At 37.8% G+C, this 21,619-nt stretch carries 26 protein-coding genes and 1 riboswitch; of the genes, 11 read left to right on the top strand and 15 right to left on the bottom strand.

Features of this window, described 5'->3' with window-relative positions; all coding sequences use genetic code 11:
- Positions 1-5: 5 nt before the first annotated feature.
- On the bottom strand, positions 6-1,208 hold the full coding sequence (metK, locus tag SCI76_RS16230; RefSeq protein WP_013059536.1) for a methionine adenosyltransferase: 1,203 nt from the start codon (positions 1,206-1,208) through the stop codon (positions 6-8).
- A gap of 132 nt (positions 1,209-1,340) precedes the next feature.
- A riboswitch (SAM riboswitch) is annotated at positions 1,341-1,458 on the bottom strand.
- A 373-nt stretch (positions 1,459-1,831) separates the two neighbouring features.
- On the opposite strand from metK, the gene pckA reads away from it, so the two are divergent.
- Positions 1,832-3,421, top strand: coding sequence for a phosphoenolpyruvate carboxykinase (ATP) (gene pckA / locus SCI76_RS16225; RefSeq protein WP_028411848.1), 1,590 nt, complete (start codon positions 1,832-1,834; stop codon positions 3,419-3,421).
- Between the two features lie 34 nt (positions 3,422-3,455).
- Here the strand turns inward: pckA and SCI76_RS16220 are convergent, their stop codons facing one another.
- Positions 3,456-3,698 (bottom strand): DUF2584 domain-containing protein, encoded by a 243-nt coding sequence (locus SCI76_RS16220; protein ID WP_028411849.1) that lies wholly within the window; start codon positions 3,696-3,698, stop codon positions 3,456-3,458.
- 54 nt (positions 3,699-3,752) lie between these two features.
- Positions 3,753-4,535 (bottom strand): S9 family peptidase, encoded by a 783-nt coding sequence (locus SCI76_RS16215; RefSeq protein ID WP_028411850.1) that lies wholly within the window; start codon positions 4,533-4,535, stop codon positions 3,753-3,755.
- Between the two features lie 172 nt (positions 4,536-4,707).
- Here SCI76_RS16215 and SCI76_RS16210 point away from each other — a divergent pair, with 172 nt between their 5' ends.
- From SCI76_RS16210 to SCI76_RS16200, 3 genes are read left to right on the top strand one after another with little or no spacing between them, the layout of a single operon-like run.
- A complete protein-coding gene (locus SCI76_RS16210; RefSeq protein WP_028411851.1) occupies positions 4,708-5,706 on the top strand; it encodes an ABC transporter substrate-binding protein in 999 nt (332 codons plus the stop codon).
- Between the two features lies 1 nt (position 5,707).
- Positions 5,708-6,478, top strand: coding sequence for an ABC transporter ATP-binding protein (locus SCI76_RS16205; RefSeq protein WP_025750714.1), 771 nt, complete (start codon positions 5,708-5,710; stop codon positions 6,476-6,478).
- Positions 6,465-7,271 (top strand): ABC transporter permease, encoded by an 807-nt coding sequence (locus SCI76_RS16200; protein WP_407544045.1) that lies wholly within the window; start codon positions 6,465-6,467, stop codon positions 7,269-7,271. The genes SCI76_RS16205 and SCI76_RS16200 overlap by 14 nt, the downstream gene beginning before the upstream one ends.
- Positions 7,272-7,317: 46 nt before the next feature.
- On the opposite strand, the gene ytkD is transcribed toward SCI76_RS16200, so the two are convergent.
- The 5 genes from ytkD to SCI76_RS16175 all read right to left on the bottom strand — a co-directional run bounded on the left by ytkD (position 7,318) and on the right by SCI76_RS16175 (position 9,872).
- Positions 7,318-7,788: an RNA deprotection pyrophosphohydrolase gene (ytkD, locus tag SCI76_RS16195; RefSeq protein WP_034271379.1), complete on the bottom strand. Its 471-nt coding sequence runs from the start codon at positions 7,786-7,788 to the stop codon at positions 7,318-7,320.
- Between the two features lie 104 nt (positions 7,789-7,892).
- Positions 7,893-8,213, bottom strand: a complete 321-nt coding sequence (locus tag SCI76_RS16190) for a hypothetical protein (RefSeq protein WP_033579584.1) — start codon at positions 8,211-8,213, stop codon at positions 7,893-7,895.
- A 74-nt stretch (positions 8,214-8,287) separates the two neighbouring features.
- Complete coding sequence (locus SCI76_RS16185) at positions 8,288-8,713, bottom strand: holin family protein (protein WP_043975885.1); 426 nt, start codon at positions 8,711-8,713, stop codon at positions 8,288-8,290.
- A gap of 81 nt (positions 8,714-8,794) precedes the next feature.
- Entirely contained in the window at positions 8,795-9,235 is a 441-nt protein-coding gene (locus SCI76_RS16180; protein WP_013059546.1) for a Dps family protein, read from the bottom strand.
- A 163-nt stretch (positions 9,236-9,398) separates the two neighbouring features.
- A complete protein-coding gene (locus SCI76_RS16175; RefSeq protein WP_013059547.1) occupies positions 9,399-9,872 on the bottom strand; it encodes an S-ribosylhomocysteine lyase in 474 nt (157 codons plus the stop codon).
- Positions 9,873-10,022: 150 nt separating this feature from the next.
- On the opposite strand from SCI76_RS16175, the gene yidD reads away from it, so the two are divergent.
- Positions 10,023-10,250, top strand: a complete 228-nt coding sequence (gene yidD, locus SCI76_RS16170) for a membrane protein insertion efficiency factor YidD (protein ID WP_080754454.1) — start codon at positions 10,023-10,025, stop codon at positions 10,248-10,250.
- A 3-nt stretch (positions 10,251-10,253) separates the two neighbouring features.
- Here yidD and SCI76_RS16165 read toward each other — a convergent pair whose 3' ends face one another.
- The gene (locus tag SCI76_RS16165; protein WP_028411855.1) at positions 10,254-10,826 is read right to left on the bottom strand and encodes a carbonic anhydrase; all 573 of its coding nucleotides are present in this window, start codon (positions 10,824-10,826) and stop codon (positions 10,254-10,256) included.
- 118 nt (positions 10,827-10,944) lie between these two features.
- On the opposite strand from SCI76_RS16165, the gene SCI76_RS16160 reads away from it, so the two are divergent.
- Both SCI76_RS16160 and SCI76_RS16155 read left to right on the top strand, forming a co-directional pair.
- The gene (locus tag SCI76_RS16160) at positions 10,945-12,132 is read left to right on the top strand and encodes a GTP-binding protein (RefSeq protein WP_221831913.1); all 1,188 of its coding nucleotides are present in this window, start codon (positions 10,945-10,947) and stop codon (positions 12,130-12,132) included.
- An 83-nt stretch (positions 12,133-12,215) separates the two neighbouring features.
- Complete coding sequence (locus SCI76_RS16155) at positions 12,216-13,175, top strand: metal ABC transporter solute-binding protein, Zn/Mn family (RefSeq protein WP_243495217.1); 960 nt, start codon at positions 12,216-12,218, stop codon at positions 13,173-13,175.
- 29 nt (positions 13,176-13,204) lie between these two features.
- Here the strand turns inward: SCI76_RS16155 and SCI76_RS16150 are convergent, their stop codons facing one another.
- Complete coding sequence (locus SCI76_RS16150) at positions 13,205-13,450, bottom strand: type B 50S ribosomal protein L31 (RefSeq protein ID WP_013059552.1); 246 nt, start codon at positions 13,448-13,450, stop codon at positions 13,205-13,207.
- 152 nt (positions 13,451-13,602) lie between these two features.
- Between SCI76_RS16150 and SCI76_RS16145 the strand changes: the two genes are divergently transcribed.
- The gene (locus SCI76_RS16145) at positions 13,603-14,937 is read left to right on the top strand and encodes a cytochrome ubiquinol oxidase subunit I (protein ID WP_243495218.1); all 1,335 of its coding nucleotides are present in this window, start codon (positions 13,603-13,605) and stop codon (positions 14,935-14,937) included.
- Between the two features lie 15 nt (positions 14,938-14,952).
- Positions 14,953-15,990 (top strand): cytochrome d ubiquinol oxidase subunit II, encoded by a 1,038-nt coding sequence (locus SCI76_RS16140; protein ID WP_028411860.1) that lies wholly within the window; start codon positions 14,953-14,955, stop codon positions 15,988-15,990.
- 29 nt (positions 15,991-16,019) lie between these two features.
- Here SCI76_RS16140 and SCI76_RS16135 read toward each other — a convergent pair whose 3' ends face one another.
- The 3 genes from SCI76_RS16135 to SCI76_RS16125 are packed head-to-tail and all read right to left on the bottom strand — an operon-like array spanning position 16,020 to position 17,585.
- On the bottom strand, positions 16,020-16,478 hold the full coding sequence (locus SCI76_RS16135) for a flavodoxin (RefSeq protein ID WP_034271367.1): 459 nt from the start codon (positions 16,476-16,478) through the stop codon (positions 16,020-16,022).
- A gap of 15 nt (positions 16,479-16,493) precedes the next feature.
- A complete protein-coding gene (locus SCI76_RS16130; RefSeq protein WP_407544044.1) occupies positions 16,494-17,249 on the bottom strand; it encodes a hypothetical protein in 756 nt (251 codons plus the stop codon).
- 54 nt (positions 17,250-17,303) lie between these two features.
- A complete protein-coding gene (locus SCI76_RS16125; RefSeq protein ID WP_028411863.1) occupies positions 17,304-17,585 on the bottom strand; it encodes a DUF2325 domain-containing protein in 282 nt (93 codons plus the stop codon).
- Positions 17,586-17,792: 207 nt separating this feature from the next.
- On the opposite strand from SCI76_RS16125, the gene SCI76_RS16120 reads away from it, so the two are divergent.
- Together SCI76_RS16120 and SCI76_RS16115 are read left to right on the top strand one after the other, a co-directional pair.
- Positions 17,793-17,951, top strand: a complete 159-nt coding sequence (locus tag SCI76_RS16120; protein ID WP_013059558.1) for a DUF1540 domain-containing protein — start codon at positions 17,793-17,795, stop codon at positions 17,949-17,951.
- Positions 17,952-18,017: 66 nt separating this feature from the next.
- Positions 18,018-18,221, top strand: coding sequence for a hypothetical protein (locus SCI76_RS16115; protein ID WP_013059559.1), 204 nt, complete (start codon positions 18,018-18,020; stop codon positions 18,219-18,221).
- Between the two features lie 29 nt (positions 18,222-18,250).
- Here SCI76_RS16115 and SCI76_RS16110 read toward each other — a convergent pair whose 3' ends face one another.
- The gene (locus tag SCI76_RS16110) at positions 18,251-19,294 is read right to left on the bottom strand and encodes a ribonucleotide-diphosphate reductase subunit beta (protein ID WP_013059560.1); all 1,044 of its coding nucleotides are present in this window, start codon (positions 19,292-19,294) and stop codon (positions 18,251-18,253) included.
- 16 nt (positions 19,295-19,310) lie between these two features.
- A complete protein-coding gene (locus SCI76_RS16105; protein ID WP_028411864.1) occupies positions 19,311-21,554 on the bottom strand; it encodes a ribonucleoside-diphosphate reductase subunit alpha in 2,244 nt (747 codons plus the stop codon).
- Between the last annotated feature and the right edge of the window lie 65 nt (positions 21,555-21,619).

Raw genomic sequence — 21,619 nt, 5'->3', positions numbered from 1 at the left:
TTTTATTATTTAGCTAAAGCTTGAGTTTTTAATGCTTCAGCTTTGTCTGTGAACTCCCAAGGAAGCTCCACATCTGTACGACCAAAGTGACCGTAAGCTGCTGTTTGCTTATAAATTGGGCGACGTAAATCAAGCATTTTAATGATGCCTGCTGGACGTAGGTCAAAGTTTTTGCGTACTACATCTACTAGTACTTCTTCAGAAACTTTTCCTGTACCGAATGTATCAATTGAAATAGATACTGGCTGTGCAACACCAATTGCATATGCTAGTTGTACTTCACATTTATCAGCAAGATCAGCTGCTACAATGTTTTTCGCAACATAACGAGCTGCATAAGCTGCTGAACGGTCTACTTTTGTTGCGTCCTTACCAGAGAATGCACCGCCGCCGTGACGAGCATATCCGCCGTAAGTATCAACGATAATTTTACGACCAGTTAAACCAGCATCTCCTTGAGGGCCGCCGATTACGAAACGTCCTGTTGGGTTAATGAAATACTTTGTATTTTCATCAATTAACTCATTTGGAACAACTGGATTAATTACATATTCTTTTAAGTTACGTTGAATTTGCTCTAACGTTACTTCTGGGTGATGCTGAGTTGAAATAACAATTGTATCGATGCGAACAGGTTTGTTGTTTTCATCATATTCAACTGTTACTTGTGTTTTACCATCCGGGCGAAGGTAAGGAAGAATTTCTTCTTTACGTACTTCTGTTAGACGGCGAGCAAGTTTATGAGCTAATGAAATTGGAAGAGGCATTAATTCTTTTGTTTCGTTACATGCATAACCAAACATTAACCCTTGGTCTCCAGCTCCGATTGCTTCGATTTCTTCATCGGACATTTGACCTTCACGTGCTTCTAACGCTTGGTCTACACCAGCAGCGATATCAGCTGACTGCTCGTCGATAGATGTTAATACTGCACAAGTTTCAGCATCAAATCCGTATTTTGCACGAGTATAGCCAATTCCTTTAATTGTTTCACGAACTGTTTTAGGAATATCCACGTAAGTAGAAGTTGTAATTTCACCGCTTACTAAAACTAAACCAGTTGTTACGCTTGTTTCACAAGCAACACGAGCATTTGGATCCTTTGCTAGGATAGCATCAAGAATTGAGTCAGAAATTTGGTCACAAATTTTATCGGGATGTCCCTCTGTAACAGATTCTGACGTGAACAGACGACGTTGTGTTGACATCAGTTTTCCTCCTTATAAATACGATACATTGTGATACGGTACTCATTCCCTTATTTTCATTACACGTTAAAAAATATAAAAAAACCTTTCCTTGTATCGAGGAAAGGTATCAAATTCTACATAAGCCTTTCACTCTTATCGATCAAGGTTGTGCCCTTGCATCAGGTTAGCACCTTATCGTCTACACAAAAAAATGACGATGGTTGCTGGGTTTCACAGGGCCTGTCCCTCCACCAGCTCGGGATAAGAGAGTATCCGTTCAAGGACATATAATACATGAAAAAGCGCTTCACTGTCAACAACATTCAAATGGAAATCATCTCTTTATGTTTGAATCTGTTTTAATGTAACATACTCAAATTTAAAAATAGTATACCTTATTAAGAATGATCACGAAGTTTGGTTAACAAGACAGAAAAAAAAAAGGCTTTCACTTGAAATAACTTCACTTTTTTTGCTTCTAGCACATATACATGTGTCTAAAATAGGTATAACGTATATTTTTTTATAATACACAAACATTTTTAGTTAAATAGTATAGAATAATTAAATAAATGTGTTATACTAATTATAAATTTCAAACATTAATGAATAAATAATAGCTAAAAAGGAAGGTAGTGCACATGAGTACTGTTGATATGTCTATCGAATTAAATGGTTTGCTTCAATTAAAAACAACAAAACACCAATTATCTGTTCCACAACTTGTTGAAAAAATTCTAGCTCGACGCGAAGGAACGCTGACTTCTACAGGTGCTGTGTCAGTCGAAACCGGAAAATATACAGGTCGCTCTCCTTTGGATAAATTTATTGTAAGCGATGCTGTATCTTCAAAAACGGTTGAATGGGGACCCGTCAATCAGCCAATTTCTGCTCAGCGATTCGATGCGCTATACAAAAAAGTCTTAACCCACTTAAAGAAACAGGATGAACTTTTTGTTTTTAATGGATATGCTGGAGCTGATAAAAAGTATCAGTTACCAATTCAAGTAGTTAATGAATTTGCATGGCACAACCTATTCGCTCAGCAGTTATTCATTCGCCCTTCAGCTGAACAAAAAACAAATGATGATGTGAAGCCGTTTACAATTGTAGCAGCTCCAACGTTCAAAGCTGATCCTGAAACAGACGGGACGAATTCTGAAACCTTCATTATTCTTTCATTAGAGCGACGCATTGTGCTAATTGGAGGAACTGAATACGCTGGTGAAATGAAAAAATCTATTTTTTCAGTGATGAACTTCTTGCTTCCTCAAAACAATATTCTATCCATGCACTGTTCTGCTAACGTAGGAGAAGAAGGTGACGTTGCATTATTCTTTGGTTTATCTGGAACGGGTAAAACAACGCTTTCTGCTGATGCAAACCGTCGTTTAATCGGAGATGACGAGCACGGTTGGTCAAGCTCTGGTGTATTTAATATTGAAGGAGGCTGCTACGCGAAGTGCATTCAGCTTTCCGAAGAAAAAGAACCGCAAATTTTTAATGCAATTCGCTTCGGCGCAGTACTGGAAAATGTAGTGTTGAATCAAAATACGAAAGTAGCAGATTACAATGATAATAGTTTAACAGAGAATACTCGTGCCGCTTATTCAATTGACTCTATTGATAATACGGTATTGCCAAGCGTTGCTGGGCACCCTACAGCTATTGTCTTTTTAACTGCTGATGCCTTCGGCGTCTTACCTCCAATCAGCAAGCTTACAAAAGAACAAGCGATGTACCATTTTCTGAGCGGATACACTAGTAAGTTAGCTGGAACAGAGCGCGGCGTAACATCGCCACAGGCTACTTTCTCTACATGCTTTGGTGAGCCTTTCTTACCTCTTGCTCCAACAACTTATGCAGAAATGCTAGGAAAGAAAATCGATGAACATAACGTAAATGTCTACCTTGTAAACACTGGATGGACCGGCGGTGAATACGGCGTGGGTGAACGAATGAAGTTAAGTTACACTCGAGCTATGGTTCAAGCAGCTCTTGAAGGAGAACTAGCTAATACCGAAACAGTAACAGATGCTATTTTTGGTTTATCGATTCCAACTCATGTTCCGGGAGTTCCTGATGAAGTGCTTCAGCCTTCTAAAGCATGGAACGATGCAACAGCTTATAACCAAAAAGCAACTGAACTTGCCGCTAAATTCAAAGCGAACTTCAAGCGTTTTAATGATGTAGCATCGGACATTTCAACATTAGGCGGACCTAGAGTCTAATAAAAAACCGATCGTCTTATAGACGATCGGTTTTTTAGTTAGTCGAATGTAATTTTGTCAGTTCATATGTGACAATGGTTTTTTCCTGCTCCATTTCTACCTTACGCACAACAGCAGTTCCAATACATTCTCCATTTTTCGTTTTGTGAATGTTTAATGGAATATCCAACGGATACAAACGATATCCTTTTTTCTCAACTTGAAAAATGTTATCTGTTACACGCTTTTCGTTGCCTTTTGTCACAATCATTGTATTTAATTCTAGCGGCATCCCCATTTTCTCTCACTCCTCACTGTTATTCTACTTGTTTTTTCTATCGTAGCATATCTTTTATTGCGCTTTCATCCACTTCGTTAACTTCTTTACCGTTTCTCGGTTTTCTTTTGGTGGAAAAGCATGTGGAAAGTTTTCAAAATACCAGCTGGTAACTTTTTTATTGGACTTCTTTAGTTTAGATTCGAGCTGATAGGAATGATCAATTGAGACGTTTTTATCTTCTAAACCATGAATAAGCAAGACCGGCGGCTCGACGAGATGAGCACGATGCAAAGGTGTCCTCCATTCGTATCTTTCAGGATATTTAGAAGGAGTTCCTCCAATCACCCGCTTCATCATTCTTCTTAAATCTTCTCTTTCTTCATATGTCAGCACCATATCCGTGACGCCTCCCCATAGCACAAGAGAACGGCTGTCTTTTTTTTCAATGGCTGTGAGTAAAGCCATCACTCCCCCTCGTGAAAACCCAAAAATATGAATGCGGTCATGGTGGACGTTAGGGAGCTGTTTCAGTAAATCGTAAGCAGCAAAAGCATCGTAACGATCATCTCCTGCAAAATCTTCGTTTCCTTCGCCTCCTTGATTTCCCCTATAGAACGGAGCCATCACAATAAAACCTTGTGAAGCAAATTGAATGAGTCGAGCAGGGCGAACCGTTCCTACGTTCTTAATACCTCCTCTTAAGTATAAAAAGCCGTCATACATTCCTTTTTCTTTTGGCTCTGCAAGCATTCCTTTAATCTTAAGCCCTTGACATGCATATGTAATCACCCACAGCGTCACGCGGGGATTTGATGATGGGAAACGCTGTTTATGAAGAATTGTTCCATCTTTCATTTTTTTCCTCCATTCTTTATATAACTAGCCTACTTTCTTCCGCTAAGGTTTACTTTCAGTCGTTGACTACTACTTCTTTGATTTTCCACATAGTTATATAGGCACTCACCTTCTTCCACTTCTTTACATACATTATCATAAAATATTTTATTACTTTAAGGAGGCTTGCTTTATGAAACCAATTAAATGGCTTTTTTCTTTGCTTGCTATTATGATTTTACTAATTCCACTAATTAGCTGCAGCAAAACAACATCTGTACAAACGGTTCGTGTCGGCGAAGTAACTCGCTCTATCTTTTATGCTCCCCAGTACGTCGCTATTTCAAAAGGCTTTTTTGAAGAAGAAGGACTAAAGGTAGATTTAAAAACAACTTGGGGCGGAGATAAGACAATGACGTCACTTTTATCTGATGGCATCGACGTCGCCTTAGTCGGCTCGGAAACGTCAATCTACGTATATGCACAAGGGTCTAGTGATCCCGTCATCAACTTTGCACAGCTAACCCAAACCGACGGAACATTTCTAGTAGCACGTAAAAAGGTCGATCAATTTTCATGGGATCAGCTTAAAGGCAAAACGTTTCTTGGTCAACGCAAAGGCGGCATGCCGCAAATGGTAGGGGAATATGTGTTAAAACAGCATAATATTGATCCTAAAAAGGATGTAAAACTCGTTCAGAACATTGATTTTGCTAACGTTGCGAATGCTTTTGCTTCTGGTACTGGAGATTACGTTCAATTATTTGAGCCAACGGCTAGTATTTTAGAGAAACAAGGAAAAGGACATATCGTTGCTTCCTTCGGAAAAGAATCAGGAACAGTTCCTTATACAACATTTATGGCCAAAGAAAGCTATTTAAAAGATAACCCTGAAGCAGCAGCTAAATTTACTCGAGCTATTTACAAAGCACAAAAATGGGTGAATACACATAGCACAGATGAAATTGCTGAAGTGGTTGCACCGTATTTTGAAGATACACCTAAAGACACGCTAAAAACTGTTATTGACCGCTATAAATCGCAAAAATCCTTTGCAACTAACCCTTTATTAGATGAGAAAGAGTGGGATCATTTACAAACAATCATGGACGAATCTGGAGAACTTCCAAGACACATTGATCACAGCAAGCTAGTCAACACAAAATTCGCAAAAGATGCAATGAGGGAGTAATATGACAAAACTTCACATTCAAGATGTTCAACATATGTACCTTACGACAAAGTCTGCTACCACTGCACTTGAACATATTAATTTGTCTATTGAAGAAGGAGAATTCGTTTCCTTTCTCGGCCCAAGCGGATGTGGAAAAACGACGCTTCTATCGATTATTGCAGGCTTGATTGAACCAACGTCAGGCTCTGTCACAATAGACGGTGAAAATATCGGAACATCAGTTCCAAACATCGGTTATATGCTTCAACAAGATTATTTGTTTCCGTGGAAAACCATTAAAGAAAATATTTTACTTGGGCTTGAAATTCGCGGACAGCTAACAGACAAAACGGAGAGTAAAGCACTGCTGCTCCTAAAAGAAATTGGTCTACAAGGCGTAGATGACCTATATCCACACCAATTATCCGGAGGCATGAGACAACGCGTCGCTTTAGTCCGAACACTTGCCATTGACCCCGCTATTTTACTCTTGGATGAACCTTTTTCAGCACTTGATTTTCAAACAAAACTCAAGCTTGAAGAACTTGTCTCCAAAACACTGATGACTTATCAAAAAACGGCCGTTTTGGTCACGCACGATATCGGCGAAGCCATTGCTATGAGCAGCCGAATCTTTTTATTCTCAGCCAAGCCAGGAAAAATCGCAAAAACATTCACGGTTCCTTCTATTTTACGAACCCTCTCTCCGTTTGAAGCACGACAGCATCCTGTCTATAACGATTTATTTATGGACATATGGAAGGAGCTTGATCAACTTGAAACCCACTAGCTCCCTAGATACTCTTCACGAAAGCTACCTTCGCAAGGTTCGGGGCGAAAAACGATTAGTACTGAGCGTACAGCTGGTCATTTTCTTAGCCTTTTTTAGCTTCTGGGAACTGGCTTCTCGTTTAAAGTGGATTGACCCTTTAATCTTCAGTTCCCCTACTAAAGTATGGCATTTATTTTTAATTAAACTTGCCGACAGCTCGCTGGCAGAACATATTGGTTTTACGTTATTCGAAACAGTTCTTGGCTTCATTTTAGGCACAGTGCTAGGTATTTTACTTGCAACTGCCCTTTGGTATTCAACTAGGCTTGCACATATATTAGACCCTTACCTCGTTATTTTAAACGCCATGCCTAAAGTAGCGCTGGGCCCTATTTTAATTGTAGCAATTGGGCCAGGATTTTTCTCAATTTTAACGATGGGAGCGATTATATCCGTTATCATTACATCCATCGTCGTTTACACAGCCTTTAAAGAAGTAGATCCAAACTATATTAAATTACTAAAAAGCTTCGGGGCAACGAAAACCCGCTGTTTTAAAGAAGCAATTCTTCCAGCTTCCATGCCTGCCATTATTTCCACATTTAAAGTAAACGTCGGTTTATCTTGGGTAGGCGTCATCGTAGGAGAATTTTTAGTTTCTTCAAAAGGGCTTGGATATATGATTATTTATGGTTTCCAAGTCTTCAACTTTACTCTTGTTCTTCTCAGCTTATTATTAATTGCCATTTTCGCTACGATTATGTACCAAGGCGTGGCTTATCTAGAAAAGAAATTGATCCGACGCTCATAAAAAATACCCCCGTACAAACGGGGGTATTTTCGTTGATATGATGCTTTTACAAAAATGTTCGCTTTACATATTTCATTACATACTGCAAAACATTATCTTTCATAATGAAGCTGTACGCATCATCTTGTTGAATGCCCGAAGGTAGTTCGTCAATCATTACGGGACCATCTGTTTCCATGTAGTCTTCTTTTTTAATTACATTTCCAATCGTAGCAAAATAAATATTTTTAATAATGGTCTTTCCTTTACTTACTACTTTATATTGACCAATATAAGTTAAAGAAGAGACTTCTCCGCCTGTTTCTTCAAACACTTCTCGAACCGCTGCTTCTTCTGGTATTTCATTGCCTTCTAGTTTTCCTCCGGGAAATTCTAAACCTCGTTTTGAGTGATTCGTTAGCAACCATTGATTTTCATACCTGCATACGACCCAAACATGACGTGGAGTTTTCGAGAATGGATTTTTTTCAAATGATAAAAATACTTGATTATGATATGCATCCTTAAATGTGTACATGGTCGACTCAAACTCCATTTGATTTTTCCCTTATTTTATCATACATTACGGCCATACCTTATAAGAAAAGTATGCTCGTACTTTTTTTCTTTGCATTTTACCCCTTATTCCGTTCTATCTGAAGATAAAATATTCATCTGTTTGATATGTGATTTTGTTTCATCGTCTCCCAGCTGATAAAGCATGGCATATATGTCAACTGTTGTTTTATCGTACATATCATTTTGAGAATCATGATGATATTCCAGATACGGAATATGGGATCGCCAAAAGCTTGACCAATCGCTTGAAGCGCGCTGATCTAAATAGGTTCTCAGCTGCTCCACTTCTTCATCTGTTGCTTCAATCGCATAATTCCAATCTGAAGCAGTATTTGACTGATTGATTTCCCCTGAACTCAGAGATACATAATATTTTTTTGTCATGAAAGATATTCAGCTCCTTCTTTCTAGTGCCAACTTATCTTTCTTATGTGTATCTTATTCTTTTTTTATACACTCTACGATTTAAAGCGGTCTTTTAAAATCGCTATTGCTTTTTTTAACGGCTCTGGAATTGGAACCCCTACAATTCTTGCGTTTTCTGTAATTGAAATCATTTCGTTTAAAATATAGAACAAAATAGCTCCATCTCGAATAATATGACCGTTTTCCCAAAATACAGAATCGATAAAGTTTGCTACAGCAATCATGGCAAAAATAAAAATTTTTTTGGCAATTCCTTTAAAACCTACTTTGCTAGATAAACGTTTATTTATAAAAGCTGCAATCGTGCCTGTCAAGTAATCAATTGCCACTAATGCTACTAAAGCCATTAGTAAATAGTCCCACTCTCCAAATAAAAAAAAAGCCAGTGAACCTAAACTTGAAATTATCAAGACAGAAAGCTTCTGCATATCCACTTTTTTCACCCTTTCAGCAGTCATATCCCTACAGTATATGCCGATGAAAAAAAAGTGTTCGTCCATCTTATCATAAAAAAACCTGCGATTGCTCGCAGGTTTTACTTACTTGCCTAGGAATGACTTTAACATCCACGTATGTTTTTCTAAGCTTTGATGAATAGCTAACAGCATGTCTCCTGTTGTTTCATCGCCCGCTTCACCGGCTGCATCCATTCCTTCTTTTAATTCAGCAGTTAGCGTATCAAAATCGCTTACTAAAGAAGCAACCATGTCTTTAGCCGTTTCGCTTCCATCCGCTTCTTTAATAGAAGAAAGCTCTAACGATTCTTTCATTGTTGCCACAGGTTTTCCTTCTAGTGCTAAAAGGCGTTCTGCAAGGTCATCAATAATTGTAGCTGTTTCCGTATACAGCTCTTCAAACTTTTCATGAAGAGTGAAGAATTGTTCACCTTTCACGTACCAATGAAAATTATGAAGTTTTATGTACATTACACTAAAGTTTGCCACTTGTTTATTAACAATTTCATTTACATTTGCTGCCATGTTGTTCGCTCCTTTATGAACTCTTTATATAGTATAGTTGTACCCTTTTTTAGTTGATTAAAACATTTTTTTCATAAAAAGAGACATTTCCCTTTCTTTAGACTCAGAGAAACGTCTTCATCTTTTTCCAAATAAAATAAGCAGCCCAGCGGACTGCTTATTTTTAGCCAAATACTTTTTCTAAATCTTCTTTGTCCTGTTCTAACCAGAACTTCATCAAGCGTTTTGCTCCTTCTAAATCGTGAAGTTTTGCTTGACCGCACTGTTTTTCATTTGCTGCTGGAATTTCAGTAATGTTAATTGCATCTTTTAGCGTATCGTCCAACAAATCAATAATTTCACGTACAGTCGGCTCCCCGCTCACTACTAAGTAGTATCCCGTTTGACATCCCATAGGCGAAATATCAATAATATCAAAGTGATCGTATTTTTCTACATGAGTACGAATATTAAAAGCTAATAAATGCTCTAACGTATGAATAACGTCCGGCTTCATTGCTTGTTTGTTTGGTTGGCAAAAACGAATATCGAATTTATTTACAACGCCGTCGCTTCCCACTTTGTGAACACCGCAGTGTCTTACGTAAGGTGCTTTAACCGCATTATGATCTAGCTCAAAACTTTCTACTGATGGCATAATACCACTCCCTTTTTCTTCTTTCACCTATCATAACATGCAATTCCGATATATTTCATCCATTTAATAACCTTTATTTCTTTTAGTTGCTTTTTATTCCTTCTATCCCTTATAGTATGAGCAAACACGAAAGAAAGAACGTGATAATAAATGATTGCAAAGCTTTTGCTTTTACTTATAAAAGGATATCAAAAAGGAATTTCGCCTTTTCTTCCGGCAAGGTGCCGGTTTTACCCTACTTGCTCCCAGTACGGAGTTGAATCCATTAAACGCTTTGGTGCCGTAAAGGGATCTTATTTGACTATAAAACGCATTTTAAAATGCCACCCGTTCCATCCGGGTGGCATCGATGAAGTACCTGAGAAAAAATCACACTAAGCTTTAGTTGTTTTCGATTGCTTCATACCCATTTACAACAACATCTAGCTTTCCTGTATTTGGATCAATAACTAGTCCATGTACAGGAGTATCTTTTGAAAATAGAGGATGATTACGAATTGTCTCTACACTATGCTGAACAGTCTCTTCTACTGAATCAAAACCCGTTAACCATTTTTTCAAGTCCATAGAATATTCAATGGTATTAATCACTTCATCTGAGATGCCTTTTGCTCTTACTTTCTCTAAAAAAGGTTCCGCCTGAAGTTTACCTGCTCCGCAGTCATGGTGACCAATTACACATACCTCATCAGCTTGTAGCTCGTACACAGCTACTAAAATGCTTCGCATAATACTTCCAAATGGATGTGAAACAAGTGCTCCTGCATTTTTAACAATTTTCACGTCTCCGTTACGCAGATTTAAAGCGTGCGGAAGCAGTTCTACCAATCTTGTGTCCATACACGATAAAATAACCATTTTTTTATTAGGGAATTTGCTTGTTTCGTAAAGTTCATACTTCTTTTCTTCTACAAATTTTTTGTTGAATTCTAAAACATCTTGTAATAAGCTCATTTGCTGTCTTCTCCTTCATAAAAAAATTCTTTCTTGTATTATAATACTTTTTCCTATAAGATGAAAAGTGTTAAATCGTAATCATTATTATTTAAAGACAAGAAAGTAGGTTATAACAGTGAAAAAAATTCCCGTTACCGTTTTAAGCGGATACCTTGGGTCAGGTAAAACAACTCTTTTGAACCATATTTTAAAAAATAAAGAAGGTTTAAAGGTCGCGGTCATTGTCAATGACATGAGCGAAGTAAATATTGATGCAGACTTAGTTAAACAAGGCGGATTTTCTCGAACAGAAGAAAAACTTGTTGAAATGCAAAATGGCTGTATTTGCTGTACGCTTCGAGATGATTTAATGAAAGAGGTAGAACGCCTCGCTGACAATGATGATATTGATTATATTGTCATTGAATCTTCCGGAATCAGCGAACCTATCCCTGTTGCTCAAACATTTACTTATATTGATGAAGAGCTTGGCATTGATTTAACTCAGAAATGTTCATTAGATACGATGGTCACTGTAGTAGATGCTAATCGCTTTTGGGAAGACTTTTCATCCGGCGAAAGCTTATTAGACCGCAAAGAAGGAACGGATGAAAACGATAAAAGAGAAGTGGTTGATTTATTAATCGATCAAATTGAATTTGCAAACGTCATTTTATTAAACAAAGTTGATTTGTTAACAAAAGATGATGCAGATGAGCTGCAGGCTGTTCTTCACAAATTAAACTCAGAGGCCACTGTTATCCAAACAATTAATAGTGAGGTAAAACTTGAAGCCATACTTCATACCGACTTATTCGACTTTGAAAAAGCTAGTCAAGGAGCCGGGTGGATTAAAGAATTAAATGAAGAACACCATACGCCTGAAACAGAAGAGTTTGGTATTTCTTCTTTTGTATATAGAAGGAATCGTCCCCTTCATCCTGAACGCTTTATGAAATGGTTAGAGGACTGGCCGGTTGATATTGTACGTGCAAAAGGATTTTTCTGGCTTGCTTCACGTAACCATATGGCAGGACTTCTTTCTCAAGCAGGTACGTCCATTATGATTCAAGGAGCGGGTGAATGGGTCGCAACGTACACAGCAGAGGAAAGGGAACAAACCTTAAAGGAAGAACCTGAATTACGAGCAAAATGGGATGAACAATTTGGAGACCGTATTAACGAGCTTGTATTGATTGGTATTGATATGAACAAAGCTGAAATAATTGAAACTTTAGACCACTGTTTGCTGACAAATGAGGAAATGAATCAAGATTGGGCTACTTTCAAAGACCCCCTTCCTAAGTTTACAGTAAGTACGTAAATTTTTAGTTTTCAAATCGTAATAATTACGATATAATAACATAGGTTATAAATGGTTACGATACGAACGGAAGGAGCAACATAATGAAATTCAAACCACTTTTAATGGTGCTGGCATTAGGAATTGGAACAGCCCTTGCAGGGTGCAGTTCAAGCAGTGCAAATAACGCATCTGATAATAAAAATAAAAAATTAGAAGTTTACACAACAATTTACCCTTTACAGGATTTCACTGAAAAAATCGGTGGAAAATATGTAGAAGCTAAAAGCATTTTACCAACGGGTGTAGATGCTCACTCATTTGAACCTACCACAAAAACAATGGTCAAACTCGCAAACGCGGACGCATTCGTTTACTCAGGAATTGGGCTTGAAGGCTTTGCAGATAAAGCACAGTCTACGCTAAAGAATGAAGATGTCGCTTTAGTAGAAGCTGCAAAAGGAATTGAACTAGCAAAGAGTTCTGAAGATGAGCATGCCCATGAGGACGAACATGCACATGAAGAAGAGCATCACCACGGAGATACAGACCCTCACGTTTGGCTTGATCCTATTTTAGCTATTCAATTAGCAGAAAATATTAAAAATGAACTTGTTGAATTAAAACCAGATAAAAAAGCAGAATTTGAAAAGAACTTCCAATCCTTAAAGACTCAGCTTGAAGATGTGAACCAAGAGTTAAAAACAACGATTGGCGACGCACCTCATAAAGAAATTTTAGTATCACATGCAGCCTACGGCTACTGGGAAAAACGATACGGATTAAAGCAAATTAGCGTAGCGGGTTTATCTCCTACAAATGAGCCGTCTCAAAAACAATTAGAAAACATCGTAAAACAAGCAAAAAAAGACCATATCAAATACTTTATCTTTGACCAAAATTTAAAGCCTAAAGTGTCTACACTTGTAAAAAATGAAGTGGGAGCTCAAGCTTTAACACTTCATAACTTAGAGTCATTAACGAAAAACGATGTTAAAAATAAAGAAGATTATTTCTCCATTATGCAACACAACATTGATACGTTGAAAAAAGCATTATATTAATAAAAAAACTAGCCTCTCGGCTAGTTTTTTTATTGTAATTTATATTTTTGCTTAAAGCGTTCCACACGGCCGCCTTTATCAGCAAATTTTTGTTTTCCTGTATAAAATGGATGTGTATCCGAACTAATTTCAACTTTTAAAAGCGGATATGTGTTGCCATCTTCCCATTGGACGGTCTCATTTGATTGTTTTGTAGATCCTGATAAAAATGATGTTCCGCTATTTGTATCCATAAACACAACTTTACGATAGTCTGGATGAATATTTGTTTTCATTAAATATCTCTCCTTTAAAACAATATATACTTATTATAATCGTAATGATTACTATTTTCAAGTTATATGTTTTACCAATTCTGATGCATAAAGCGTGGTAAAAAGTGGACAATAAGGTTTATCAATACTTTACTGGAAAGGTTGAAAAATGAATGGATCATTTAGTTACTGCACGTTCAATGTTTGGTCTGAACATGGGAGTACATATCATTTTTGCCACTCTTGGCGTCGGCATTCCTCTCATGATTTTATTGGCTGAAATTCTTTACTACAAAACAAAAGATAAAGATTATGAACTTATGGCACAGCGCTGGACAAAAGGAGCTGCTGTCCTGCTTGGAGTCGCTATTCCTACGGGAACGATTGCTGGTGTGCAATTAGCGTTGCTTTGGCCGGGTTTTATGGAAATCATAGGGAAAGTGATGGCTCTTCCTTTTCAAATTGAAATTTATGCTTTCTTTATTGAGGCTCTTTTTCTCTCTATTTACGTATACGCAGCGGACCGTATTTCTCGAAAAATGAGGATTATCAGTCTCATTTTAGTAGCAATAGGCGCTCTTGCCTCTGCCGTTTTAATTACAAACGTGCACGCATTTGAAGGAACACCTGCTGGCTTTCGAATTTTAAATGGCGAAATTGTAAGCGTAGATCCTTGGGCAGCTTTCTTTAATCCGAGTTTCTTTGTAACGTCCGGTCACGTAGCCGTTTCTGCTTATACAACCGGAGGCTTTGTCATTGCTTCAGTCGCTGCCTTTAAAATGCTTCGTGCGCGAAAACATAATCCAAGAGAATATAAATTTCATCATAAAGCATTGATGATGGGATTAGTAATCGGCGGGATTTTTTCTTTTGTAACAGCTTTGAATGGACATGAATCGATGCAAAAAGTATACGAATATCAACCCGAAAAACTTGCAGCAGCTGAAGGTCTATTTGAAACGCAAGATCATGCGCCATTAGCTTTAGGCGGATTTACAGATGAAAAAGAACAGCGAGTCAAGTATGGCATTGAGTTTCCATGGATGCTCAGCTTCTTGTCAGGTAATAGCTTTAATACAGTGATTACTGGACTCAATGACTTCCCTAGAGATTATTGGCCGCCGCTTTTTGTGCATACCTTGTTTAACGGTATGGTCATTATCGGATCGATTTTAATTTTAGTGGCGCTAGTGGGCGTTGTTTGGTACAAGTTTTTAAAGAAGAAAAGCTTCCCTAAAGTTTTCATGTGGGCATTTGTCGCAACGGGCCCTCTCGCGATCATGGGCATTGAATTCGGATGGATTTTCGCATGTACAGGCAGACAACCCTGGGTCATTTACCGCATCATGCGTACATCAGAAGCCGTTACTACTTCTGCTAATTTGCATATTTTATTTTTCTTGTTTTTGCTTGTTTATATCGTACTCGTGGCCGCAGTCGCCCTTGTACTGGTGTTTTATTTTAGACGAAATCCGCTTTCTAAAGAGCTTGCTGCGCAAGCAGATTAAAAAGGATGTGAGAATATGGGTGATTCATTACTAGCAATTACTGTAATATGGGGCTTCATTTTTATCTATGCTGTAATGGGAACGATGGACTTTGGAGCTGGTTTTTGGTCGATGGTCTATATTAACCGTACGAAAACAAATGCTACAGATGTAGCAAACAGATATCTATCGCCTACTTGGGAAGTAACCAATGTATTTATCGTTGCGATTGTTGTTGCGCTGTTTAGCTTTTTTCCGCGAGCTACATTTACGCTTGGAACAGTGCTACTAGTACCGGGGAGTATCATTTTACTTCTCTTATCTATTCGAAGCGGATTTTTAGTGTTTTCACACTATGCTGGCAGCTTCAAATATCGGAGAGCGTTGGTTTATGTATCTGGTATATCTGGCGTATTAATTCCTGCTTTTTTAATCGCCGTACTGCCCGTAAGTCAAGGTGGATTTATTGATGTAATTGACGGAACGCAGCGATTAAATTTAGCAAGAGTGTTTTCAAGTCCGCACGTCTATTCATTTATTGGTTTTGCCATTACCTCTTCCCTGTTTCTGTCGTCTCTTTTATTAGCAGATTACTCGAAGTCATCTGACGAAATGGAAGCTTATGCGGTCTATCGGCGCGATGCGCTCATTACAGGACCTCTTTCACTGCTAATGGCTATCTTTATTATGATTACAATGCAATCAGAAGCCAGCTGGTTATATGATAAAATGATGCAGTTTAAGCCTCTTCTTTACGGGTCTGTAGGTCTATTTGTAGTAGCTGGTATTGCTCTGCTGCTGCCTTCTCAAAAAGGAAAAGGAATGCCTCGTTTAGCCGTGGTATCAATCGTCCTTCAATATTTCTTAGCAAGTTACGTATACGGACGAAGTCATTTACCGTATGTCGTGTATCCAAACGTAACGATTGAGAATGGATTTACACATCCCGATGCGTTCCATTCGTTATTTATTGTGTATATTGTTGGCTTTGCGATTTTATTTCCTGGATTCTTTTATTTCTGGCGTCTATTTATGAAAGATAATAAAGAATACAGCAAAAAGAAGCCATATTAAAAACCCGGTCAGCACTTGACCGGGTTTTCTTATGAAGCAGCAGATTTTGCCACTACTTCAGCAAAGTCTTTAGCAAATACCTTACATTTTTCTACATCTTCTCCAAAGGGAGAAAGCTCGATTTTCAAACCAGGAACAGCTATATTTCCGTTGCGTCCCTTTATTTTTTCTTCAATTAAATCAACTGCTCCGCAAAAAACATCATATGATGAATCACCTGAACCAAATACAGCCATCTGCTTTTGACTGAGATCTATATCATCCATTTCATCATAAAGATCTAAAAAATCATCTGGCAGCTCTCCATCTCCCCACGTATAAGCTCCAAAGATAATAGATTCTGCCAATACAAGGTCCGAAGCATCAATGTCATATACTTCTGCTCGTTTCACATGCAATCCATGCTTGACTAATTCTTCTTCGATCAAATCGGCTATTGCTTCTGTGTTGCCTGACATACTCGCATAAGCTAGTAAGATTTCCTTCATGTAAATGACGCTCCTTTACACCAGCAGTGTGGGCCGCACATCCCCTTCTTCATCACATTCTTGCTTAAGAGGACAGTTTTCACACTCACTGGATGCATAGTTCTTTTGAAAATGTTTTGGTTCCATTAACACACTTTTGACAATATGTAGTTGAAGTATGGCTTTTTCATAATCGCCTGTTGCAATATAATAAGTTGTTGTTTCTCCGGTTAATAATGAATAAAAACGAATTTGTTCAGGAACCTTTTTAAAAGCTTGTTTCGAAAAAACGATAATAAAGTCTTTCATTGCGTTCTTCACTTCTTCATGGTCATCTAGAATGAATTTTGTTACCGTATAAGACTTCTCTGTCCATGTAGCAAAATCAATGGTCAGAGAAAGGTTGCTTTGAATTTCTTCTACATAAACGCTGTATTTCTCAAACACAAAAAGTGGTAGATCCACATGTGTTTTCTCGCCTAAAAACCTCAGTAAATAATCACTTACTTTAGCTAACACATCGTAATAGTGAATGGGTGATGAAAACATATTTGGCTTTAGACGCCAATATTTTTCAATAAGCTGTAAAACATAGAGGTTTGAGCGATACTCAACTGGCTTGCTATAGTATGTTTTAATGATTTGATGGACGGTTACTTGAACATGCTGTTTCCAATCTATAGATGTCTTTTTCAAAAGAAGCTGCTGCTGATAAAATTTGTACGGACATCGAATAAATTGTTCGATGTGGTTATTGGAAAGTGTCTTTATATGCACTTTCATCGGTTCCATCTATGTCTCACCACCCTAATTGAAATTCATTCTCAATAATGATCAAAAATTAAATCATGAAATTTGCTCAATCACTTTACGAATAGCACTCCATGAATGTTTGACGAAATAAATTGGTTTTTGCTGTTTTTTTGCTTTCTCTTTAATGACTTTTGCCATATTGTGATTAATAAAATCCGTAATAACTAATACAAACCCAATATGTTCGGGAATTTCTCGCTTCACCATATTGCTTTTACGGCCATCTAAATGAATTACTTCATTAAACCCTTCTCCCGCTAGACGATCTGTAATATGCTTTAACCTGTCTCCTCCTACAACCATGACTGATGACATGTTTGTTCCCTCCCAATTAATTATTCATTTAATGATTTGACAACAACCTGTATTCTTTACTATATATACAGTTTAATTGAGAATGATTCTCTTTGTCAATGTTTAATTGATAAAAATTCTCAATTAAAATGAAAGTCTACCACCTTTCTTATAAGTTAGTTGAATTTTGACCATACTATAGCTATCACATACAAAGGAGGGTTAACGTTGGAACAAAACATTCTTTGTGAAGTAAATAACTGTCACTTTTGGAAAAATGGAAATCACTGCAGTGCAGAAGAAATTTACGTAGTAAGTCATAGCGGAAAACATGCAGCAAGCAGCTATGAAACAGACTGTAAAACGTTCAAGCCAACTGAAGCGTAACCCGCAAAAGGACAGCCTCTGGGTTGTCTTTTTTCTCTCTTCAAGATCATAAAAAAGGAGACTAGTATGAAGACTGAACAACTGATTCATTTTTTTAAAGAAGAAGCCATAAAAGCAAATGAACAAACCTTTCCAATCTATGTACAATCATTTACTCATTTATGGACATACAAATGGGGAACACTTGAAAACATTCCAGAAGAAATTGATGACTTAATTACCACACGTGCGTTAGAACTTGGACTTATTCACTTAAAAAAAGCTGACTAATCAATAAGGAAATTAGTCAGCTTTTGTGTTTATAGATCATCAAATCCATTTGCATCTGATGCTTTTGTATATTGTCGTGATTTCTGTTCAAAGAAATCGGTTTTCCCTAAATCTACCTCTTGATAAGCAATAATCCAACGAAGAGGATTTTCAATCGGTGCTTCTGGGAAAGCAGCTCGACCGAAGCCTAACTGATTACAGCGTTTATTCGCCATATATTCAATGTACTGCTGCAGTTCTTTCATCGTAATGCCGTCGAATTTTTCTCCAATAACAGATTCCGCCCATTCAATTTCAAGACGAGCTGCCTCTTGGAACGTTTCAACTACAAACGTTTCTAGCTCCTCCGTACGATAAGCTGGATTTTCATTTAGTACTTCCTTGAAAATCTTTTCAAATAACCCAACGTGAAGCTGTTCATCACGATTGATATAATTAATCATCGTAGATGTCGCCACCATCTTTTGATTTCTCGCAAGATTATAGAAGAACGCAAATCCGCTATAGAAGAAAAGTCCTTCTAAAATAACATCATATACCATAGACTTCAAAAAGTTTTCAACCGTTGCTTCTTCGCTAAATGCTTTATATCCGTTTGTAATAAAGTCATTTCGTGCGCGAAGCTTTTCGTCTGTACGCCAGTATTCAAATACTTCATCTTGTTTTCCTTTTGGTACAAGACTTGATAAAACATATGAATACGAATGATTATGAACCACTTCTTGCTGCGCTAAAATAATCATTAGAGCGTTAATCGAAGAATCGGTTACATAGTCAGCTACTTTGCTAGCATAATCTGATTGAATACTGTCCAGTAGCGCCAGCAGGCCAATAATTTTTAGAAAGCTCTCTTGTTCGTCAGCGGTTAACTGAGGGAACTGTTTAATATCTTGACCCATATTAATTTCAAACGGCGTCCAGAAATTAGCTAGCATACGCTTGTATTTAGGGAACGCCCATGAAAATCGGACGTCATCCCAGTTTAGAATATTGGAGCTCTTGCCGTTGATGATTCCTGTCGAACGGTTCGGAGCTGTTTCGTTCATTAATTCTCGTTTTAACATGCTTGTCATCAATTATTCACTCCTTTTAACTATGACAGCTTTCACATTCTTCAATGACTTCACTTGATGTTGAACGTACGTAATAGGTCGTTTTTAATTTTTCTTTCCATGCCGTCATATGAAGATCTAGCAGCTCTTTTGCTCGGATATCATTTTGTACATATAAATTGAATGAAATAGATTGATCAATATGACGCTGGCGCTTGGCGTTTTGCTTAATGCTCCAGTGCTGATCAATTAAATAAACGGACTTATAATACCAGTTTGTTGCTGGCGATAAATCTGGTGCCGTCACTGGGATTTTATAGTTTTTCTTTTCCTCTGAATAAAACTTACGGAAAATCGGATCAATACTTGCCGTAGAACCCGCGATAATAGATGTTGATGAATTAGGTGCTACAGCCATTAAATATCCATTTCTTATCCCATTGCTTTGAACTTCGCTACGCAGTTCACTCCACGCTTCGCTCGTGTATTCACGTGTTTCAAAATAAGCGCCTGACTCAAAATCTGAGCCTTTAAATAATGGATATGCGCCTTTTTCTTTAGCTAAGTTCATGCTTGCCTGCACGGTTAAGTAAGAAATTTGTTCATACAATTCATCGCAATATGCTACCGCTTCATCTGTCTCCCATGCTATTTTCTTTAAGGCAAGCAAATGGTTCCAGCCAAATGTGCCAAGCCCTACTGCGCGGTACTTTTGATTCGTTAGCTTTGCTTGAAGTACCGGCAAATCATTTAACTCAATAACATTATCAAGCATGCGTACTTGAATTGGAATTAAACGTTCAAGTACATCTTCAGTTACGGCTCTCGCTAAGTTAATAGAAGAAAGATTACATACAACAAAATCGCCCGGATTCTTTGTAATAATAATTTTTCCGTCTTCCGTAATTTCCTCTGTTACGACCGTTGTACTTTGGTTTTGCGTGATTTCTGTACATAAGTTACTGCAGTAAATCATGCCCGCGTGTCGGTTTTGATTAGCTCGGTTAACCGTATCACGATAGAACATATAAGGAGTTCCGGTTTCAAGCTGCGAAAGCATAATGCGCTTGAAGATCTCAATAGCAGGCACTGTTTCTCTTGAAAGCTGTTCATTGTTTACACACTCAGCGTAACGAGTGCGGAACGAACCGCTGCCTTCTTCTTCATCATAAAAATCTTCTAACGAGTAGCCCATCAGCGTACGAACTTCGTGAGGATCGAATAAGTGCCAGTCTTCACGTGCTTCTACTTTTTCCATAAACAAATCTGGCAAACATACGCCAGTGAATAAATCATGCGTGCGCTGGCGTTCATCACCATTGTTCAAACGCGCGTCTAAGAATGAAAAAATGTCTTTATGCCAAACGTCTAAATATACGGCAATAGCTCCTTGTCGTTGACCTAGCTGATCGACACTTACAGCCGTATTATTTAGCTGTTTCATCCATGGAATTGTTCCTGATGATACGCCTTTAAAACCTTTTATATCACTTCCTCGGCTTCTAATATGACCGAGGTAGACACCAATTCCGCCTCCATTTTTACTAAGCGTGGCCAAATCTGTATTGCTATCATAAATACCGCGTAAGCTGTCATCAATCGTATCAATAAAGCAGCTAGATAGCTGTCCGTAGCTCTTTCCTGCGTTTGAGAGTGTTGGTGTGGCAACCGTCATATATAGACTAGAAAGCGCCCAGTACGCTTCTTTTACTAATGCTGTTCGATTTTCTTTCTTTTCTTGAGACATCAGCGTCATAGCAATGATAAGAAAACGTTCTTGCGGTAATTCGTATACACGCTTATCATGTGATGTCGCTAAATAGCGATCTGCTAATGTCAGCAATCCAATGTATGTAAATAAACGATCGCGTTCAGGAATAATGACTGAAGCAATTTCATTAATTTCTTCTTCTGTATATGTTTTTAATAGCTGTTTATTATAAATGCCGATTTTTGTTAGTTCTTGAATAAGCTGATAAAACGAACCGTACTTCTCTTTTTTATCATAACCTCGGTTGTCCGCTGCTTTTCGATATAGTTCGTTTAAATAGACGTCTGCCGCCACGTACGTCCAATCTGGTTCTTCCATTGAAATACGCTCTAGGGCTGCCAAAATTAGTACGTTTGCAACCTTTTCGTCCGTCATATTTTCCTTTACTGTAACAGTTTGAATAACCTTTTCCTCATACAAAGAAAAATCAAGCTGCGTAAATTCTTTTTTTAAACGTTCAATATATGCAGTTAATTCATGTAGAATTGTAGGCTTTAATGTATTCACCATAAATATGGCTCCTCTCTTCACTTCAAAATAAAAAATCGCTCACCGTACCTCGGTGAGCGAATAGA

The organism is Priestia sp. HNGD-A6 (assembly GCF_045784335.1).
In the GTDB taxonomy this organism is placed as follows: Bacteria; Bacillota; Bacilli; order Bacillales; family Bacillaceae_H; genus Priestia; species Priestia zanthoxyli.
This window is presented reverse-complemented; position numbering and strand designations above follow the sequence as displayed.

What these genes read in the sequence shown, in the direction of transcription:
- ytkD (WP_034271379.1), bottom strand. Translation starts at nt 7,788, where the DNA reads ATGTACACATTTAAGGATGCATATCATAATCAAGTATTTTTATCATTT.
- SCI76_RS16175 (WP_013059547.1), bottom strand. Translation starts at nt 9,872, where the DNA reads ATGCCATCAGTAGAAAGTTTTGAGCTAGATCATAATGCGGTTAAAGCA.
- SCI76_RS16130 (WP_407544044.1), bottom strand. Translation starts at nt 17,249, where the DNA reads ATGGAACCGATGAAAGTGCATATAAAGACACTTTCCAATAACCACATC.
- SCI76_RS16215 (WP_028411850.1), bottom strand. Translation starts at nt 4,535, where the DNA reads ATGAAAGATGGAACAATTCTTCATAAACAGCGTTTCCCATCATCAAAT.
- SCI76_RS16110 (WP_013059560.1), bottom strand. Translation starts at nt 19,294, where the DNA reads ATGACAAGCATGTTAAAACGAGAATTAATGAACGAAACAGCTCCGAAC.
- SCI76_RS16205 (WP_025750714.1), top strand. Translation starts at nt 5,708, where the DNA reads ATGACAAAACTTCACATTCAAGATGTTCAACATATGTACCTTACGACA.
- yidD (WP_080754454.1), top strand. Translation starts at nt 10,023, where the DNA reads ATGATTGCAAAGCTTTTGCTTTTACTTATAAAAGGATATCAAAAAGGA.
- SCI76_RS16210 (WP_028411851.1), top strand. Translation starts at nt 4,708, where the DNA reads ATGAAACCAATTAAATGGCTTTTTTCTTTGCTTGCTATTATGATTTTA.
- SCI76_RS16105 (WP_028411864.1), bottom strand. Translation starts at nt 21,554, where the DNA reads ATGGTGAATACATTAAAGCCTACAATTCTACATGAATTAACTGCATAT.
- SCI76_RS16155 (WP_243495217.1), top strand. Translation starts at nt 12,216, where the DNA reads ATGAAATTCAAACCACTTTTAATGGTGCTGGCATTAGGAATTGGAACA.
- pckA (WP_028411848.1), top strand. Translation starts at nt 1,832, where the DNA reads ATGAGTACTGTTGATATGTCTATCGAATTAAATGGTTTGCTTCAATTA.
- SCI76_RS16185 (WP_043975885.1), bottom strand. Translation starts at nt 8,713, where the DNA reads ATGACTGCTGAAAGGGTGAAAAAAGTGGATATGCAGAAGCTTTCTGTC.
- SCI76_RS16180 (WP_013059546.1), bottom strand. Translation starts at nt 9,235, where the DNA reads ATGGCAGCAAATGTAAATGAAATTGTTAATAAACAAGTGGCAAACTTT.
- SCI76_RS16140 (WP_028411860.1), top strand. Translation starts at nt 14,953, where the DNA reads ATGGGTGATTCATTACTAGCAATTACTGTAATATGGGGCTTCATTTTT.
- SCI76_RS16165 (WP_028411855.1), bottom strand. Translation starts at nt 10,826, where the DNA reads ATGAGCTTATTACAAGATGTTTTAGAATTCAACAAAAAATTTGTAGAA.
- SCI76_RS16150 (WP_013059552.1), bottom strand. Translation starts at nt 13,450, where the DNA reads ATGAAAACAAATATTCATCCAGACTATCGTAAAGTTGTGTTTATGGAT.
- SCI76_RS16115 (WP_013059559.1), top strand. Translation starts at nt 18,018, where the DNA reads ATGAAGACTGAACAACTGATTCATTTTTTTAAAGAAGAAGCCATAAAA.
- SCI76_RS16125 (WP_028411863.1), bottom strand. Translation starts at nt 17,585, where the DNA reads ATGTCATCAGTCATGGTTGTAGGAGGAGACAGGTTAAAGCATATTACA.
- metK (WP_013059536.1), bottom strand. Translation starts at nt 1,208, where the DNA reads ATGTCAACACAACGTCGTCTGTTCACGTCAGAATCTGTTACAGAGGGA.
- SCI76_RS16190 (WP_033579584.1), bottom strand. Translation starts at nt 8,213, where the DNA reads ATGACAAAAAAATATTATGTATCTCTGAGTTCAGGGGAAATCAATCAG.
- SCI76_RS16135 (WP_034271367.1), bottom strand. Translation starts at nt 16,478, where the DNA reads ATGAAGGAAATCTTACTAGCTTATGCGAGTATGTCAGGCAACACAGAA.
- SCI76_RS16145 (WP_243495218.1), top strand. Translation starts at nt 13,603, where the DNA reads ATGGATCATTTAGTTACTGCACGTTCAATGTTTGGTCTGAACATGGGA.
- SCI76_RS16220 (WP_028411849.1), bottom strand. Translation starts at nt 3,698, where the DNA reads ATGGGGATGCCGCTAGAATTAAATACAATGATTGTGACAAAAGGCAAC.